Genomic DNA, 16,959 nt, shown 5'->3' on the forward strand with positions numbered 1-16,959 from the left:
GGCTTGGACCACGATCTTGCCGGCGACGATGCGCCGGACCGGCGCCAGCGCCTCGACCCGGCCGAGTTCATCAAGGCCAACATGCGCCTTGTCCCTGCGCCTGCGCTTCCAGAAATCCGGTTTTACACGGCGCACCCCAGCAGCGGATTGAGACGGCTCGTCGAGCCCGAAGGCGATGCGGAAGATGCACCGGAGCCACAACCGCCCTACTGGGCCTACGCATGGGCCGGCGGCACCGTGCTCGCGCGCTATGTCCTCGACCATCCGATGACCGTGGGGGGACGCCGCGTGCTCGACCTTGGTGCCGGTTCCGGCATTGTCGGCATCGCTGCCGCGAAGGCCGGGGCCCGCGAAGTGATCGCCGCCGAGATCGACCGAAACGGCGTCGCCGCGCTCGGTCTCAATGCAAAAGACAACGGCGTCACGATCTCGGTGATCTGCAAAGACATTACCAACGGTCCGCCACCGGCGGTCGACCTTGTGCTGGCCGGCGACGTGTTCTACGGACCCGATGTCGCCGAACGCATGATCCCCTTCCTCGACCGCTGCCTTGCCGATGGCGTCGAGGTCCTGATCGGCGACCCGCGCCGCGCCGATCTACCATTGTCGCGGCTCAGGCTGCTCGCCGAATATCAGGTGCCGGATTTCGGCGACGCGAAGGGCGCCGCAAGCAGGCCGAGCGGCGTCTTTTCCTTCGAAGCCGAGACGCCGCTAGCGACGAGATCAGATCGTCTCCTTGACCCGCGCTGAAAGGAAATCCGGCAGGTCGACAACCGAATCCAGGATCACGTCGGCAATTCCGGCCAGAGATTCACGCGTGCCGGTGCCCGAGAGCACGCCGACCGCCAGGCCGCAGCCGCCGGCACGCGCCATTTCGAGATCGTGGCGGTTATCGCCGATCATGGCGACCTGCGTCGGCTTCAGGCCGGTGAGATCGCAGAAGGCCTGGATCGTATCCGGCGCCGGCTTGGGATTGGCCACCGCGTCATAGCCGTAGGCGGCGTCGAACAGCTGCGCGACACCGAGCGTCACCAGCGTTTTTTCCGCGCCGCTGGTCGAATCGTTGGTGGCGACGCCGAGCCGATAGGACCTTGCGTGCAAGGTGCCGAGCGTTTCGACGATGCCCGGCAGAGCCACCGCCATCGCCGAGCCCTGCACCGAGGTGATCTGGTTGAAGCGGGCGACGGCCAGCATCTGGTCTTCGTCGGACAGGCGCGGAAACCACAATTCGACGACGTCGAGATTGGTGCCGGAGGCAAAGATGGAGTCGGGCTTGAAGCGCCTGTTGGCGAAATCGAAGCCCGCGGCCGCAAGCAGCCTGTCGGCCTTCCAGCGGTCGCCTTCGGAGGCGTCCATGGCCATGAAGTCGGCAACCCCGAGCCAGGTCGCATTGAAGTCGACAAGCGTTCCGTCCTTGTCGAACAATATTCCCTTGATGTCTGCCAACTCAGTCACTCCGAACCACGCAAATGGTGGATGTGTTCCACCAGGCCGGCGGTCGAGGCATCCCGCTTTGCGGCACTTTCCTTGCCTTCCACGACTGGCAGAAGGCCGGTGGCCAGTTCCTTGCCGAGCTCGACGCCCCATTGGTCGAAGGAGTTGATGTCGAACAGCGTTCCCTCGACGAAGACGCGGTGTTCGTAGAGAGCGATCAGGCGGCCGAGCGTGCGCGGGTCGAGCTTGCGATAAAGAATGGTCACCGAGGGCCGGTTGCCGGAGAAGACGCGGTGCGGGGCAATGCGATCGACATCGGCTGGCTTCATGCCCTTGGACAGCATCTGCGCGCGCGCTTCCTCCAACGTGCGGCCCCTCATGAAGGCTTCCGACTGCGCCAGGCAGTTGGCGAGCAGCAGGTCGTGATGGTGCTTCAGCTCCGGCTCGTGGCCGTTCGCCGCGGCGAGGAATTCGACCGGAATGAAATCGGTTCCCTGGTGCAGGAGCTGGAAGAAGGCGTGCTGGCCGTTGGTGCCGGGCTCGCCCCAGACCAGCGGCCCGGTCGGCGTCGCCACGGGGCCGCCGTCCAAGGTGACGCTCTTGCCGTTCGATTCCATGTCGAGCTGCTGGAGATAGGCCGGCAGCCTGGACAGGCGCTGGTCATAGGGGATGACCGCGCGGGCCGGGTATTTGCAAACGACGCGATGCCACCAGCCGACAAGGCCAAGCAGCACCGGCAGGTTTTTGGCCAGCGGCGCGGTGCGGAAGTGTTCGTCCATTTCGTGCGCGCCATCGAGGAAGACGCGGAAATTCCCCGGGCCGACGGCGATCATCACGGGAAGGCCGATGGCGCCCCACACAGAATAGCGGCCGCCGACCCAATCCCAGAAGCCGAAGACGCGGTCCGGCTCGATGCCGAACTTCGCCACCAGGTCGAGTGCCGTCGAGACAGCGGCGAAGTGCTTGCCGATCGCTTCCTTGCCGAGCGCCTTCTGGACCCAGTCGCGCGCCGTCTGCGCATTGGTCATCGTTTCGACCGTGGTGAAGGTCTTGGAGGCGACGATAAAAAGCGTGCTCTCGGCGGAAAGGCGCTTCAGCGTGTCGTGGATATGGGCGCCGTCGATGTTGGAGACATAGTGCGCGCGCGGACCGTCATGATAGGGCGCCAGCGCCAACGTCGCCATGGCCGGGCCGAGATCGGAGCCGCCGATACCGATATTGACGATGTCGGTGATCTTCTTGCCGGTGGCGCCCGTCGCCTTGCCGGAACGCACCGCGTCGGCGAAGGCGCCCATCGCGTCCAATACGGCAATGACCTCCGCCTTCACATCCTGCCCGTCGAGCATGATGCCCTTGCCGGTCAGGTTGCGCAGGGCGGTGTGCAAAACAGCGCGGCCCTCTGTAACGTTGATCTTCTTGCCGGCGAACATGGCGGCGCGGCGGCCTTCGAGATCGGCGGCGTCAGCCAGCTTCTCCAGCAGGTCCATCGTGCGCGCATCGACGGCGCATTTCGACCAGTCGAGCAACAGGTCGCCGTCGCTGGCGGAGAACGTCTTGAACCGCTGCGGATCGGCGGCGAAGGCCTGGCGCATATCGCCGGCTGCCGCGGCGCGATGGTCGCGCAAGGCGGCAAGCTGTTTTTGGAAGGCTGACTGATCCACCGGCGGGCTCCTGGGACTTTTAAATTATCTTAGCAGACCGGATGTTTCCGGCGCGTGTCGTCGCGCCAAACTATTGAGCCGAATTCCGTCCGGTCAATACGCGGCGATGACGCACTGCGTTACACGGGATGCGAAGGCCGAAAGATCACTGGCATAAATCCCAAAGATCAGAAAAATTGATTGGCGCAACCCCTTGTGCCACCGTTACATTCGACTGGTCCAGCCAAACGAAAAAAGCTGGCCATCGAGGAACATTTCCCATGCCACAGCGCAACGACACGGCCATATGGTCCGGCCTGTTCCGGATTTCGGCCGAATCCGGCCAGACTTTGCAGGCACAGATCCGCCAGGCGATCGTGGCCGCTATTCTCGACCGCCAGATCGCCGCTTCGATGCCGCTTCCGTCATGCCGGATATTGGCCGAAAAACTCGGCGTGGCGCGCGGAACCGTGGTGCTGGCCTTCCAGCAACTGGTCGACCAGGGCTTCCTGGTGGCGCGCGAGCGGCGCGGCCATTTCGTCAATCCCGACGTTTTGGCGACGCCGGCCAAGCCGCACCAGAAGGCGCCCGACCAGGCCAACGAGATCGACTGGAAGGCACGCCGGCAGATCGCGGCCAGCGACATGCCGCCGCCGGCCAAGCACGAGAACTGGATCAAGTCGTCCTACCCCTTCGTCTATGGCCAGTTCGATCCGGCGCTGTTCCCGACCGCCGAGTGGCGCGAGTGCAACCGCATGGCGCTTGCCGTGCTGGAGATCCGCAACTGGGCCTCCGACATGGTCGATCGCGACGATCCGCTGCTGATCGAGCAGATCCAGGCGCGGCTGCTGCCCAGGCGCGGCATCTTCGCCAACCCCGACGAGATCATCGTCACGCTGGGCGCCCAGAACGCGCTCTACATGCTGGCGACGCTTTTGATGACCAAGGGCTCGAAGGTGGCGATGGAGGATCCGGGCTACCCCGACGCACGCTCGATCTTCCGGCTCGCCGGCGCCGACATCCAGCCGGTGCCGGTCGACCAGTCCGGCATCGTAACCTCTTCGATTCCCAACGATTCCGGCTTTGTCTTCGTCACGCCCAGCCATCATTGCCCGACCATGGTGCCGCTGTCGGCGGAACGCCGGCAGGACCTTCTGGCGCGCGCCAACCGCTACAACCAGATCATCATCGAGGACGGCTATGACAGCCAGCTTCTCGACGAGGCGCCGCAGCAAGCCTTGAAGAGCCTCGACCGCTCCGGCCGCGTGATCTATGTCGGCTCGATGTCGAAGACGCTGGCTCCGGGCCTGCGGCTTGGCTACATCGTGGCCTCGGCTGGACTAATCGCCGAACTCAGGGCGCTGCGCCGCTTCATGCTGCGCCATCCGCCGGCCAACAACCAGCGCGCGGTCGCGCTGTTCCTGTCGCTCGGCCACCACGAAGCGCTGGTGCGGCGGCTGTCGAGCGCCTTCGACGAGCGGCGCAAGCGCCTGGTCCATGCGATTTCCGCTTTCCTGCCCGAGTGGCGTTCGACCGACTCGGCCGGCGGCACGTCGCTGTGGCTGGAGGGACCGCGCGGCACCGATTCCCGCGGACTGGCCGAGGCCGCCGCCTCGCGCAGCGTCATCATCGAGCCGGGCGACCGCTTCTTCGACCGCACCGAAAAGCCTTCGCGTTTCATGCGCTTGGGCATCTCCTCGATCGCGCTGCAGCATATCGAGCCCGGTATCCGCGAACTTGCAACCGCCGCGGGCCGCAGGCCGGCCGCCGCCTGATCACCTGGGCCTGACCACCTCCCGGGAGCCGCGCAACAGCGGCTCCTGCTTCTTTAGCACTGGCATATGCAACCGGACCGGCTGGCTCATAGGCTGTGCCAATGCCGGCGGCATAGTCGAGGCCTAAAGGGGACGAAGCAGCCGATGGTGGACCAACCGCCGCCCTGCTTCCGAGAAAAGGTGGAGTGCTTCCATGTCAGTGGCTGTCGAAAAGCAGGAAGCGGCCGACCAGCGTTCGCGCCGCTCCGGCGGACGCGAAGCGCGTCGCGCCATTCGGGCGGCGCCGCTCGCCGACGACATCAGGCCGGTTCGCGCCGGCCTTGAGGGGGGGAGCTATGGCCCCCTGCGCGGCACTGATTGCGAGCGCATCCACGAAGCGGTGCTGACCCTGCTGGAGACGGTCGGCTTCGCCAACGCAATCCCGTCCTGCATCGAGGCGCTGACCAAGGCCGGCGCCAGCCATGGCGACGACGGCCGTATCCGTTTCCCGCGCGCACTGGTGCTCGACACGATCAAGCGGGCGGCGCGGCATTTCACGCTGCACGGCCAGGACCCGAAGCACGACATGGTGATCCAGGGCAAGCGCGTGCATTACGGCACGGCGGGTGCTGCCGTGCATCTTGTCGACGTCGAGAAGCGCGAGTATCGCGAATCCTTGCTGCAGGACATCTATGATGCCGCGCGCATCGTCGACGGGCTCGACAACATCCATTTCTTCCAGCGGCCCATGGTGCCGCGCGACATTCCCGATCCGCTCGAAATGGACTTCAACACGCTCTATGCCTGCGTGATGGGCACGTCCAAGCATGTCGGCACGTCCTTCACGGTGCGGGAGAACGTGCAACCGGCGCTCGAAATGCTCTACGCGATCGCCGGTGGCGAGGAGAATTTCCGGGCCCGGCCGTTCGTGTCGAACTCCAACTGTTTCGTCGTGCCGCCGATGAAATTCGCCGAGGACGCCTGCGGCGTGCTCGAGGCCTGCGTCGAAGGAGGCATCCCGATCCTGCTGCTTTCGGCCGGACAGGCCGGGGCCACCGCTCCGGCGGCGATCGCGGGTGCGGTGGTGCAAGCCGTGGCCGAAGTGCTGGCCGGCCTTGTCTATGTCAACACCATCAAGCCGGGCCATCCGGCGATCTTCGGTACCTGGCCGTTCGTGTCGGACCTGCGCACCGGCGCCATGTCCGGCGGCTCGGCCGAACAGGCGGTGCTGACCGCGGCCTGCGCGCAGATGGCGCAGTTCTACGACCTGCCAGGCGGTTCGGCCGCCGGCATGACGGATTCGAAACTGCCCGACATCCAGTCCGGCTATGAAAAAGGCATTACCAATGTGATGGCCGGCCTTTCCGGCCTCAACCTGGTCTACGAATCGGCCGGCATGCATGCGTCCCTGCTCGGCTTCTGCCTGGAAAGCCTGATCATCGACAACGACATGCTGGGCCATTGCCTGCGCTGCGTGCGCGGCATCGAGGTGACGGACGACGCGCTGTCGATCGACACCATTGCTGATGTCTGCCTGAAAGGCCCGGGCCACTATCTCGGCAACGAGCAGACGCTGAAGCTGATGCAGACCGAATATTTCTACCCCGCCGTCGGCGACCGGTTTTCGCCGAAGGAATGGAACGAGAAGGGCCGACCCGACATATTGCAGCGGGCGATCGTCGAGAAGAAGCGCATCCTCGCCGAACGCTTCCCGCGCCATGTGCCGAAGCCGCTCGACGACAGGCTGCGCGCCCGCTTCGGCGACATGATCAAGCTGCCGCGCAACGGCATGGGCGGCTGAGAACGCCCCCCTTTGAAAATAGGTTAATCCGCGCTCAGCCCGTAATGTTCGACGACCTCGGTATTGACCAGCTTGGCGTGTAGCGCCATCAGCACGATCTGGGCGTCGAAACTGTCTCCGGCATCGACCGCGGCCTCTATCCGACGCTCCACGTCCTGCCGCGGCTGCGCGCCATGAGAGCGCTCGAATGCCTCAGGCCCAGCAATACAATAGCTGAACAAACACGCCACTTGCGCATAAGCCTGCGGCGGCGGCTCGTCGGGCCAGTGATCCTTCATCAGGTTGACGATGGTGAGCTTTACGCCCTCCGGCACAAGGGCGGGATGCAAGTCGGCTCCGCGCAATGCGGCATCGAGCTGCCTGAGATCGCTTGAACGGCCGAACATGCCGAGGAAACCGAGGGAAGAGCGTCGTTTGGCCATCATGGTCCAATCTGTTGAGTGGCCTGGCAACGGAATGCAAAATGCCGTGCAGGTGGTTTCTGCCCATGTCAGCTGGCTATTCGTGACAGCGACGCATTATCTGCGCCCCGGTTCGAACAGTTCCACCAGATTGCCGGATGGGTCCCGCAGCAATATCTGGCTGCCGCCCATGCCCTTGACGACGTCGTTCCTGAAAGCCTGGCCGGCAGTTTTCAGCTTGCGAACCACGCCTTCGAGATCCTCGACCTCGATCTGAATGCGGTTCCAGCCACCGGGTTCGGGCACGCTGCCGTCGGGCATCGGCTGCGACGCCCCACCAGGGCCGCCAGCGGCATTGAGCAGAAGCCGCAGGTTGCCCTTGGAAAGCATGGCGAAGGACGGCGCCGGGTGCATGGCGACCGTGAAGCCGAGATGGTCGCGGTAGAAGGCGATCGCCCTGTCGACGTCATTGACGATATAGCGAACGTTGACCGTTTCCATGGTCTCCTCCGTGCCGAAGCTACCCACTCGCCGCAAGCAATAAGACACCCGCCAGGGCCGATCCGGCAAGCGTCGGCAGCATGCCGATTTTCAGCTTGAGGATGGCGATCATGGTAGCGCAGGACAGCAGCGCGGCACGCCAGTCGATCGAGGACAGCACCGGCACCTCCGTTCCGAGCCCCGTCGCACGCACGTCGCGGAAGATGACGTGCAAGGCGAACCACAGGGCCAGATTCATGATGACGCCGACGACCGCCGCGGTGATCGCGCCCAATGCCGCCGACAATGCCTTGTTGCCGCGCAGCGCCTCGATGTAGGGCGCGCCGAGGAATATCCAGAAGAAGCACGGCGTGAAGGTAACCCAAAGCGTAAGCAACGCTCCAAGCGATCCGGCAAACAACGGATATGGCGATCCGGAATGGCGCAAGCCTGCAAGGAAGCCGACGAACTGCAGGACCAGGATGAGCGGTCCAGGCGTGGTTTCGGCAAGGCCCAGGCCATCGACCATTTCGCCTGGCGCAAGCCAGCCAAGAGAGCTGACGGCCGCTTGCGCGACATAGGCCAGAACGGCATAGGCGCCGCCGAAGGTGACGACCGCCATGAGGCTGAAGAAGCCGCCGATCTGCGTCCAGACGCTGTTTGCCGATGTGAACGCCCAGATCAGCACAACCGGTCCAAGCCAGATCGGCAGCCAGATCGCGATGGTGCGCGGCGCGTGCCATCGCGTCGGCCTGGTGTGGGCCAGTTCGCCGCGCTCGAACATCAGATCGACCGCGCCCGTGGCGTCGGGAGCGTCGTCCTTGCCATGCGCGGCGCCAGAAAACAGGGCCGGCGCGATGCCGTTTCCGACCCACCCCACCAGTCCTGCAAACAGGACGAGGAGCGGAAAGGGGACGTTGAGCACGTAGATGCCGACAAAGGCGCAAAGCGCAATCGCCGTCATCACCCGATTCTTCAAGGCCCGCCGGCCAATGCGGATCACGGCCTCGACCACGATCGCCAGCACTGCCGCCTTCACCCCGAAAAACAGCGAGTCGACCAGCGGCGCATCACCATAGAGCGCATAGAGAATGCTCAAGGTCAGCATGACGAGCGCGCCGGGCACGACGAAGAGGACGCCGGCGACAAGACCGCCGACCGTCTTGTGCAGCAGCCAGCCGATGTAGATAGCGAGTTGCTGGGCCTCGGGGCCAGGCAGCAGCATGCAGTAGTTCAGCGCATGCAGGAAACGCTGCTCGCCGATCCAGCGCTTTTCCTCGACCAATTCCCTGTGCATGAGCGCGATCTGCCCGGCCGGTCCGCCGAAACTGAGCAACCCGATCTTCGCCCAGAGTTTCGTGGCCTCGCGGAAGCTCGGGACCGCAGGCGCCTCGATGAGGTCGGCACTTTCCTCGGAAAGGAGGGAGCTCATGACGCCTTCGCCCCGGCCGGCCAATTGTGCGTCTCGTCGGTGGCGTCGCGGCACCAGCGGAAGAACGCGTCGTAAAGCAGCATGCCGGCATCCAATTGTTGCAGGTCATCGCGAAACATGCGCGACAAGCCAAGCGAGGCGGCGAGAAATCCCGCCGCCTGCGGAACCAGGTCGAGGCTGGCCGTGTCGGCTGCGCGCACGATCACGGCGAGGCGGTCGAGCGCTTCGGATTCGAGCCCGAACTCCTCGAGCATCGTGTCGAAGGTGCAGCGCTCGCCGCGATGGCTCCAGAACGCATTGTCGATGTCGAAAGGCACGGCCTGAAAACGATCGGCGACATCGGGCACTTCCGCGGCGTCGACGAACAGGAAGACCGCTTGAGGATCGACGAAACGGCGGATCAGCCAGGGGCAGGCGATGCGATCGACTTTGGGCCGGGCCCGCGTCACCCAGACGGTGCGGCCCTTGTCGTCACGAGGCGGCATCCTGTCGGCACGGACCAGAAGGCCGTGGGCGTCCCGCCAGGCTTCGAAGCCGCCTTCGAGCGATTCGGCGGCAATCCCTTCATGACGCAACCATGCGGCGACGCCTTGCGAGAGCTTTTTTCCCTGCTGGCAGACGACCACCACGCGGCCACCGGCGAAGTCGGCTGCCCAAGTCTGGACGGTTTTGAAATCGCGCCGGTACGACGCCGGCAGCAAACGTGGATCGGCGTTGTAGTCGTCCTCGGTACGGATATCGAGGATTGCAGGCGCGCCCGGCAAACCGACCATACGGATCAGTTGCGGCACGGTGACAGCGGTTGTTGACGGCATGGCGTCCACCTCCTGAAAGAGAAGCCTGGACGCGAACGTTGGGCTGACGCCTCACGGGGTCGTCGCGATGAACCCCTTGCAGCGATGGTGGATTTGTTGGGCAGGCTTGTCAAGGACGCAATGTCCCCGGCCTGTGGCAGGCCGCGAAACGGAAAGACGACCGGCGGCCGATCAGGCCGCCGATCGGCGATCGCTATCCGTCAATTATCGCTTGAAACGATCGACGATTGTCCGGGGAATAATCAGTGATTGTCCCGGGGCACGCCCTTCGTATGAGCGACGTCCTGGTATTTCACCGCCGGTTTCAGCACCATGCCGCCCGAGAACTGGTCGACCATACCGCGCTGGATTTCCTGCCATGGTGTCTGGTGCTCGGGATAATGGTAGCCGCCATTGTTCTGCAGCTCGGCGCGGCGGCGGGTGATCTCGTCATCGGTGACGAGAATGTTGGCCGTGCCCTTTTTCAGGTCGATGCGAACGCGGTCGCCTGTCTTGAGCAACGCAAGCCCCCCGCCGATGGCGGCTTCCGGCGAGGCGTTGAGGATGGAGGGCGAGCCTGACGTGCCGGACTGGCGGCCGTCGCCGATGCAGGCCAGCGCGTGGATGCCCTTCTTGATGAGATAGGCCGGCGGCTGCATGTTGACGACCTCGGCGCCGCCGGGATAGCCGACCGGACCGGCGCCGCGCATGAACAGGATGGTGTGCTCGTCGATCCCTTGCGCCGGGTCGTCGATGCGGGCGTGGTAATCCTCCGGACCGTCGAAGACCATGGCATTACCCTCGAAGGCCTCGGGGTCCTTCGGGTTGGAGAGATAGCGCTCGCGGAATTCGGGCGAGATGCCGCTGGTCTTCATGATTGCCGAATCGAACAGATTGCCCTTGAGATTGATGAAGCCGGCATTGGCCTTCAGCGGCTCGGCGACAGTGCGGATGACCTCGCGGTTCTCGTTGACGGCATCGCGGCAATTGTCGCCCATTGTCTTGCCGTTGGCGGTCAGAGCATCCGGATGCGGCAGCAGCCCGGCTTTCATGAGCTCCGCCACCACGGCCGGCACGCCGCCCGCGTGATGGTAGTCCTCGCCCAGATATTCGCCCGTCGGCTGGAGATTGACGATGAGCGGCACGTCGAGGCCGATCTTCTGCCAGTCGTCATTGTCGAGCGGCACGCCGAGATGGCGGGCGATGGCGTTGAGATGGATCGGCGCGTTGGTGGAGCCGCCGATCGCCGAATTGACGACGATGGCGTTCTCGAACGCCTTGCGCGTCATGATGTCGGAGGGCTTCAAATCCTCGTGCACCATATCGACGATGCGTTTTCCCGTCTCGTAGGCGATCTGGCCGCGCTCGCGATAAGGAGCCGGAATCGCGGCCGAACCCGGCAGCTGCATGCCGAGCGCCTCGGCCAGCGAGTTCATGGTGGTGGCGGTGCCCATGGTGTTGCAGTAGCCGGTGGACGGCGCCGAGGAGGCGACGATGTCCATGAACTCGTCGTAGCCGATCTCGCCGGCCGACAGGCGCTGGCGCGATTCCCAGACGATGGTGCCCGAACCGGTGCGCTTGCCCTTGTGCCAGCCGTTAAGCATCGGACCGACCGACAGCGCTATGGCCGGAATGTTGACGGTCGCCGCCGCCATCAACAGCGCCGGCGTCGTCTTGTCGCAGCCGATGGTGAGCACGACGCCGTCAAGCGGATAGCCATAGAGCACTTCTACCAGGCTGAGATAGGCAAGGTTGCGGTCGAGAGCTGCGGTCGGGCGCTTGCCGGTCTCCTGGATCGGGTGGCACGGGAATTCGAAAGGAATGCCGCCCATCGAGACGATGCCTTCGCGCACGCGTTTGGCGAGCTCGATGTGGTGGCGATTGCAAGGCGACAGGTCGGAACCGGTCTGGGCAATGCCGATCAGCGGCTTGCCCGACATCAGTTCGGCGCGCGTCAGCCCGTAATTCAGGTAGCGCTCCAGATAAAGTGCCGTCATGCCCGGATTGTCGGGGTTGTCGAACCACTCCTGCGAGCGAAACTTTTTCTTTCCTGTGGGGGCGCCAGCCATCATGGTCTCCGTATTTGTATGACAAATCGATATGACAACGCGCGGATGCAGGCAAGGGGCACGCGTGATCTGAATCCGGACTTTGGTGCGATAGACATCAATCGGGCCGCACGCTACCAACAATCCGACATTGGTCGTCCGGGAGGTTCTGATGGCTTTGGTGATCGAGGGCGAGGAGCGCATCGCCGCACCCCTCCAGAAAGTTTGGGAAGCGCTGAACGATCCGGCGGTGCTGAGAGAAAGCATCCCCGGCTGCCAAAGCCTGGAAATGAAGTCGCCGACCGAGATGGCGGCGACGGTGGTGCTGAAGATCGGCCCGATCAAGGCGACCTTCAACGGCGAGGTGACGTTGAGAAATCTCAATCCCCCGCATGCCTACACGATCCAGGGCGAAGGCAAGGGCGGCATCGCCGGCTTCGCCAAGGGCGGCGCCGACGTGACGCTGACCGAGGATGGACCTGGCACCACCGTTCTGAAATATGCGGCCAAGGCCGAGGTCGGCGGCAAGATCGCCCAACTCGGCAGCCGGCTGATCGAGTCGACCTCGAAGAAATTGGCGGGACAATTCTTTTCGAGCTTCGGCGAGAAGGTGGGTGCTGCTTAGGCTGGTCTATCCAGCGTTAGCGCCGCCTGGACGAAAATTACTCGAAGACGATGCTCGGCACGGCGTCCGCGGCCGCGCCGCGCTCTTCGTTGACCCGGTCCCAGACCTTCGAAGCGATATCGCGATAGATCTTCGCTTCGGCACTGTCGGGCTTCGATGCCACCACCGGCGCACCTTCATCCGAGCTTTCGCGGATGCCCATCTCCAGCGGCACCTCGCCAAGGAAGGTGACGCCGAGGCGCTCGGCCTCGCGGCGTGCGCCGCCATGGCCGAAGATGTCGTAGCGCTTGCCGGTGTCGGGGGCGAGGAAATAGCTCATGTTCTCGACGATGCCGAGCAGCGGCACGTCGACCTTCCTGAACATGTTGAGGCCCTTGCGAGCATCGATAAGGGCCAGATCCTGCGGCGTCGAGACGATGACCGCGCCGGCCAGCGGCACCTGCTGGGCCATGGTGAGCTGGGCATCACCGGTGCCGGGGGGCATATCGACGACGAGCACGTCGAGCGGCCCCCATTCGACTTCGCGCAGCATCTGCGTCAGCGCCGACATCACCATCGGCCCGCGCCAGATCATCGGCGTTTCCTCGTCGACGAGGAAGCCCATCGACATCACCTTGAGACCGTAATTCTGCATCGGTTTCAGGATCTTGCCGTCGACGGTCTGCGGCCGGCCGCGGATGTTGAGCAGCCTTGGCATGGACGGGCCATAGATGTCGGCATCGAGCACGCCCACCTTCAGCCCGTTGGCGGCGAGGCCGAGGGCCAGATTGACGGCCGTGGTCGACTTGCCGACACCGCCCTTGCCGGACGCAACCGCGATGATCGCCTCGATGCCGGGCACGCCGCGCTTGCCCTGGCTGTGCGAGGCAGGCGCATGGGGCGCCGGGCGCGGCGCGGCAACGGGCGGGGCGGGACGTGGCGCCGGGCGCGCCGCGACAGGCGCCTCCATGCCGCCGCCCTTCTTCTCCGCCGTCAAGGCGACGACGGCGCCAGCGACACCTGGAATAGCTTTCACGACACGCTCGGCCGCGGCGCGCAATGGCTCCATCTCCTGCGCCCTGGCGGCCGGAACGGTGATCGAGAAGAACACTTTCGAATCGGCGATGAAAATCTCGGAAACCATGCCGAGGTCGACGATGTTGCCGGTGAAATCGGGGCCATTGACCGTTTTCAGGCGCTCGATGACGGTTTCCTTGGTGACGGACATGGCTGTTGCTTCCCTGGCGTTCGGCTGCTGCTCACATAGTGCAGATCGCCGGCGGCTCCAAGCGCCAGGCCGCGACATCAGCCTGCCAGGCGAACCGCCAGATAGGTCAGTGCAGAAATCGCCGCCGTCGCCGGCAAGGTGACGACCCATGCGATGACGATGTTGCCGGCTATGCCCCAGCGCACCGCCGAGACACGGCGGGCGGCGCCGACGCCGATGATGGCGCCGGTGATGGTGTGCGTGGTCGAAACCGGAACACCGAGCCATGTCGCGGCGAAGAGGGTGATGGCGCCGCCGGTCTCGGCGCAGAATCCCTGCATCGGGTTGAGCCTGGTGATCTTCGAGCCCATCGTGTGGACGATGCGCCAACCGCCGAACAGCGTGCCCAGCGCCAATGCCGACTGGCAAGTCAGGACCACCCAGAGCGGCACGTAGAAATCCGTTCCGAGCATGCCTTGGGAATAGAGCAGCACGGCGATGATGCCCATGGTCTTTTGCGCATCGTTGCCGCCATGACCGAGCGAATAGAGGGAGGCGGAAAAGAACTGCATGACACGGAAGGTACTGTCGACGGCAAACGGCGTCTGGCGCACGAACAGCCAGGAAACCACCAGGATCAGGAGAAGCGCCAGGACAAAGCCCGTCGCCGGCGACAGGACGATGGCGGCGACCGTCTTGCCGAGCCCCGCCCAGACGATGGCACCCGTGCCGGCCTTTGCGACGCCTGCCCCCACCAATCCGCCGATCAACGCATGCGAACTGCTCGACGGGATGCCGGCGATCCAGGTGACGATATTCCAGACGATGGCGCCGACCAGGGCGGCGAAGATCACCGCCGGGGTGACGATGCTTGCATCGATGATACCTTTGCCCACGGTTTCGGCGACATGAAGGCCAAAGAACATGAAGGCGATGAAATTGAAGAAGGCCGCCCAGAACACCGCGTAATGCGGTCTCAGCACCCGGGTCGAGACAATGGTGGCGATCGAGTTGGCGGCGTCGTGCAGGCCGTTGAGGAAATCGAAGAACAGCGCGACGGCGACGAGGCCGACCAGCAAGGGAAAGGCGATCGCGACTTCCATCGCTAGACGTTCTCGATGACGATGCCGCTGATCTCGTTGGCGACGTCCTCGAAGCGGTCGACCACCTTCTCCAGTTGGCCATAGATCTCCGAGCCGATCAGATAGGCCATCGCATCGCTGCGGCCGTGCCGCCTGAAGAGATCCTTCAGGCCCTGCTCATGCAGATCGTCGGCTCGGCCTTCGGCACGCATGACTTCCTCGGCGAGTTCGTTCAAGCGCGCACTGTTGGCGCCGACCTTGGCCAGCAGCGGGATCGCCTCCGCGACGAGCCTGGCGGCATCGACAATGACGGCGCCCATTTCCTGCATCAGCGGATCGAATTCCCTCTTCTCGAACAGCCGCACCGTCTTGACGGTCTTGTGCATCATGTCGATGGCGTCATCCATCGACTGGATCAGGTCCTTGATATCGCCGCGGTCGAAAGGCGTGATGAATGAGCGCCGCACGGCAAGCAGGACTTCGGCGGTGATATGGTCGGCCTCGTCCTCGAGATCGACGATCTTTTGGCACCAATGCTCGATGTCCTTGCCCAGGAGGAGCTGCTGCAGGGCCTCCGCGCCACCGACCACCGTGCGGGAATGCCGCTCGAACAGGTCGAAGAAGCGATCTTCGCGCGGCAACAGCTTGCGGAACCAGCCCAGCATGTTCGTCCCTCCCGGCGCACCAGTTCCATCCACATAGCGCCGCATGCGCCCATGGGGAACAGTAAGCCGGCTGAAAGATGTGGATGCAGCCAATTGCAGGCACCGCTCGCAATTGGCTGGCCGCCGGCAAAGCGGGGCTCGTCAGGCGACCGGAGCGACCTATTTCCAAGGAGACGCCGGGGACGACAAGCAGCGAAGGAGAAACGATCATGCTTGCAAACAGCAACGCGACGGCCAACCTCGCGGTGAAAGAGCTGGCGAAGGCAAAGGCTTTCTACGAGGGGACGCTCGGCCTGAAACAGGTGCATGACGAGGGTGGCGAACTGATCGTGTACAAAAGCGGCGACACCACGATCAATGTCTATCGCTCTCAGTTCGCCGGAACCAACAAGGCGACGGCGGTGACGTGGACGGTCGGCGATGAGATCGACACCGTCGTCAGCGGGCTGAAATCGAAAGGCGTTGCGTTCGAGCACTACGAGATGCCCGGCCTGACACTGGAAGGCGACATCCATGTCGGTCACGGCATGAAGGTCGCCTGGTTCAAGGATCCGGACGGCAACATCCTCAATCTCGTCGACCGATAGGTTTCTGCGATCAAGCATCGGCTTGGGGCGATCGACATCGCAGTGGCCGGCAGCCCTCTGGCGCGGTGCGGCGGCGGCGGTTAGCTTCAGATATGATCGACAAGCTGGAATTTTTCATCGCGCTGGCCAAGGAAGAGCATTTCGGGCGGGCTGCCGAAGTGTGCGGCGTCACCCAGCCCACCTTGTCGGCCGGCATCAAGCAACTTGAGGGTCAGCTGGGCGTGATGCTGGTCCTGCGCGGCTCGCGCTTCCAGGGCCTGACCCCGGAGGGCAAGCAGGTGCTGGTGTGGGCGCGCCGCATCGTCGGCGATACCAGAACCATGCGCGAGGAGATGCGGGCGGCGCGGCACGGCTTGTCGGGACGTATCCGCATCGCCGCCATTCCCACCGCGCTCGCCATGGTGGCGCGGCTGACGACGCCATTCCGCGAAAAACACCCCGGCGTCACCTTCTCGGTACTGTCCCGGACCTCGATCGAAGTGCTGTCGCTGCTCGGCAATTTCGATATAGACGCCGGCATCACCTATCTCGACAACGAACCGCTCGGACGAGTGACCAGCGTACCACTCTACGATGAGCGCTATCAGCTGATCACCGCCATCGGAAACCCCTATTCCGACCGCGACAAGGTGACATGGGCCGAGATCAGCCACCTGCCGCTCTGCCTGCTGACCCCGGACATGCAGAACCGCCGCATCATCGACCAGCACCTGGCCGAGGCCGGTGTCGAGGTCCGGCCGACGCTGGAATCCAATTCGATGATCGTGCTGTTCTCGCATATCCGCACGGGCAAATGGTCCTCGATCATGCCGCTCAACCTCACGGAAACGTTCGGCTTTTCCGAACCTATCAGGGCTATCCCGATCGTCGAGCCGGACGCCAGCCACACGGTCGGGCTGGTGGCCGCGTTGCGCGAACCGCACACGCCGCTGGTTTCGGCGCTGCTGGACGAGGCGATGGCGCTTGCAGACGATTTCCGCGCCCCCCGCTAGGTTAGGAAATGCAGGTGCTGGAATTCGATAGAAAATTT

At 64.1% G+C, this 16,959-nt stretch carries 16 protein-coding genes; 6 read left to right on the top strand and 10 right to left on the bottom strand.

Features of this window, described 5'->3' with window-relative positions; all coding sequences use genetic code 11:
• Window positions 1-3: 3 nt before the first annotated feature.
• Window positions 4-750, top strand: a complete 747-nt coding sequence (locus LB545_RS16295) for a class I SAM-dependent methyltransferase (protein WP_181171797.1) — start codon at window positions 4-6, stop codon at window positions 748-750.
• Here LB545_RS16295 and LB545_RS16300 read toward each other — a convergent pair.
• Window positions 724-1,446, bottom strand: a complete 723-nt coding sequence (locus LB545_RS16300; RefSeq protein ID WP_140497010.1) for an HAD family hydrolase — start codon at window positions 1,444-1,446, stop codon at window positions 724-726. The genes LB545_RS16295 and LB545_RS16300 overlap by 27 nt on opposite strands.
• 5 nt (window positions 1,447-1,451) lie before the next feature.
• On the bottom strand, window positions 1,452-3,095 hold the full coding sequence (gene pgi, locus LB545_RS16305) for a glucose-6-phosphate isomerase (protein ID WP_224705469.1): 1,644 nt from the start codon (window positions 3,093-3,095) through the stop codon (window positions 1,452-1,454).
• A 260-nt stretch (window positions 3,096-3,355) separates the two neighbouring features.
• Here pgi and LB545_RS16310 point away from each other — a divergent pair, with 260 nt between their 5' ends.
• Together LB545_RS16310 and LB545_RS16315 are read left to right on the top strand one after the other, a co-directional pair.
• Window positions 3,356-4,849, top strand: a complete 1,494-nt coding sequence (locus LB545_RS16310; RefSeq protein ID WP_140497014.1) for a PLP-dependent aminotransferase family protein — start codon at window positions 3,356-3,358, stop codon at window positions 4,847-4,849.
• Between the two features lie 193 nt (window positions 4,850-5,042).
• A complete protein-coding gene (locus tag LB545_RS16315; protein ID WP_140657867.1) occupies window positions 5,043-6,629 on the top strand; it encodes a trimethylamine methyltransferase family protein in 1,587 nt (528 codons plus the stop codon).
• A gap of 23 nt (window positions 6,630-6,652) precedes the next feature.
• Here the strand turns inward: LB545_RS16315 and LB545_RS16320 are convergent, their stop codons facing one another.
• From LB545_RS16320 to LB545_RS16340, 5 genes are all read right to left on the bottom strand, one after another.
• Window positions 6,653-7,051, bottom strand: a complete 399-nt coding sequence (locus tag LB545_RS16320; protein ID WP_140497299.1) for a hypothetical protein — start codon at window positions 7,049-7,051, stop codon at window positions 6,653-6,655.
• Between the two features lie 96 nt (window positions 7,052-7,147).
• Entirely contained in the window at window positions 7,148-7,531 is a 384-nt protein-coding gene (locus LB545_RS16325) for a VOC family protein (protein ID WP_140657865.1), read from the bottom strand.
• A gap of 19 nt (window positions 7,532-7,550) precedes the next feature.
• On the bottom strand, window positions 7,551-8,942 hold the full coding sequence (gene chrA / locus LB545_RS16330) for a chromate efflux transporter (RefSeq protein ID WP_140880072.1): 1,392 nt from the start codon (window positions 8,940-8,942) through the stop codon (window positions 7,551-7,553).
• The gene (locus LB545_RS16335) at window positions 8,939-9,757 is read right to left on the bottom strand and encodes a chromate resistance protein ChrB domain-containing protein (protein WP_140685061.1); all 819 of its coding nucleotides are present in this window, start codon (window positions 9,755-9,757) and stop codon (window positions 8,939-8,941) included. The genes chrA and LB545_RS16335 overlap by 4 nt, the downstream gene beginning before the upstream one ends.
• 242 nt (window positions 9,758-9,999) lie before the next feature.
• Complete coding sequence (locus LB545_RS16340) at window positions 10,000-11,805, bottom strand: IlvD/Edd family dehydratase (protein ID WP_140497024.1); 1,806 nt, start codon at window positions 11,803-11,805, stop codon at window positions 10,000-10,002.
• A 151-nt stretch (window positions 11,806-11,956) separates the two neighbouring features.
• On the opposite strand from LB545_RS16340, the gene LB545_RS16345 reads away from it, so the two are divergent.
• Window positions 11,957-12,409 (top strand): SRPBCC family protein, encoded by a 453-nt coding sequence (locus LB545_RS16345; RefSeq protein ID WP_140580489.1) that lies wholly within the window; start codon window positions 11,957-11,959, stop codon window positions 12,407-12,409.
• Between the two features lie 37 nt (window positions 12,410-12,446).
• On the opposite strand, the gene LB545_RS16350 is transcribed toward LB545_RS16345, so the two are convergent.
• The 3 genes from LB545_RS16350 to LB545_RS16360 form a co-directional block, all read right to left on the bottom strand.
• The gene (locus tag LB545_RS16350) at window positions 12,447-13,616 is read right to left on the bottom strand and encodes an Mrp/NBP35 family ATP-binding protein (protein ID WP_140497028.1); all 1,170 of its coding nucleotides are present in this window, start codon (window positions 13,614-13,616) and stop codon (window positions 12,447-12,449) included.
• Window positions 13,617-13,693: 77 nt separating this feature from the next.
• Window positions 13,694-14,698 (bottom strand): inorganic phosphate transporter, encoded by a 1,005-nt coding sequence (locus LB545_RS16355; RefSeq protein ID WP_140497030.1) that lies wholly within the window; start codon window positions 14,696-14,698, stop codon window positions 13,694-13,696.
• A gap of 2 nt (window positions 14,699-14,700) precedes the next feature.
• On the bottom strand, window positions 14,701-15,342 hold the full coding sequence (locus LB545_RS16360; protein WP_140550195.1) for a DUF47 domain-containing protein: 642 nt from the start codon (window positions 15,340-15,342) through the stop codon (window positions 14,701-14,703).
• A 209-nt stretch (window positions 15,343-15,551) separates the two neighbouring features.
• On the opposite strand from LB545_RS16360, the gene LB545_RS16365 reads away from it, so the two are divergent.
• Together LB545_RS16365 and LB545_RS16370 are read left to right on the top strand one after the other, a co-directional pair.
• Window positions 15,552-15,929 carry a VOC family protein gene (locus LB545_RS16365; RefSeq protein WP_140513034.1) on the top strand — a complete coding sequence of 126 codons (378 nt, stop codon included), beginning with the start codon at window positions 15,552-15,554 and terminating at the stop codon, window positions 15,927-15,929.
• A gap of 92 nt (window positions 15,930-16,021) precedes the next feature.
• Entirely contained in the window at window positions 16,022-16,921 is a 900-nt protein-coding gene (locus tag LB545_RS16370) for a LysR family transcriptional regulator (protein ID WP_140556811.1), read from the top strand.
• The last annotated feature ends 38 nt before the right edge of the window (window positions 16,922-16,959 follow it).

It is taken from the genome of Mesorhizobium sp. BR1-1-6, from assembly GCF_020165355.1.
Classification (GTDB): domain Bacteria; phylum Pseudomonadota; class Alphaproteobacteria; order Rhizobiales; family Rhizobiaceae; genus Mesorhizobium.

Coding starts and splice junctions, on each gene's coding strand:
- LB545_RS16320 (WP_140497299.1), bottom strand. CDS start 7,051: ATGGCCAAACGACGCTCTTCCCTCGGTTTCCTCGGCATGTTCGGCCGT.
- LB545_RS16325 (WP_140657865.1), bottom strand. CDS start 7,531: ATGGAAACGGTCAACGTTCGCTATATCGTCAATGACGTCGACAGGGCG.
- LB545_RS16350 (WP_140497028.1), bottom strand. CDS start 13,616: ATGTCCGTCACCAAGGAAACCGTCATCGAGCGCCTGAAAACGGTCAAT.
- LB545_RS16315 (WP_140657867.1), top strand. CDS start 5,043: ATGTCAGTGGCTGTCGAAAAGCAGGAAGCGGCCGACCAGCGTTCGCGC.
- LB545_RS16360 (WP_140550195.1), bottom strand. CDS start 15,342: ATGCTGGGCTGGTTCCGCAAGCTGTTGCCGCGCGAAGATCGCTTCTTC.
- LB545_RS16340 (WP_140497024.1), bottom strand. CDS start 11,805: ATGGCTGGCGCCCCCACAGGAAAGAAAAAGTTTCGCTCGCAGGAGTGG.
- LB545_RS16355 (WP_140497030.1), bottom strand. CDS start 14,698: ATGGAAGTCGCGATCGCCTTTCCCTTGCTGGTCGGCCTCGTCGCCGTC.
- LB545_RS16310 (WP_140497014.1), top strand. CDS start 3,356: ATGCCACAGCGCAACGACACGGCCATATGGTCCGGCCTGTTCCGGATT.
- LB545_RS16365 (WP_140513034.1), top strand. CDS start 15,552: ATGCTTGCAAACAGCAACGCGACGGCCAACCTCGCGGTGAAAGAGCTG.
- LB545_RS16345 (WP_140580489.1), top strand. CDS start 11,957: ATGGCTTTGGTGATCGAGGGCGAGGAGCGCATCGCCGCACCCCTCCAG.
- LB545_RS16335 (WP_140685061.1), bottom strand. CDS start 9,757: ATGCCGTCAACAACCGCTGTCACCGTGCCGCAACTGATCCGTATGGTC.
- LB545_RS16370 (WP_140556811.1), top strand. CDS start 16,022: ATGATCGACAAGCTGGAATTTTTCATCGCGCTGGCCAAGGAAGAGCAT.
- chrA (WP_140880072.1), bottom strand. CDS start 8,942: ATGAGCTCCCTCCTTTCCGAGGAAAGTGCCGACCTCATCGAGGCGCCT.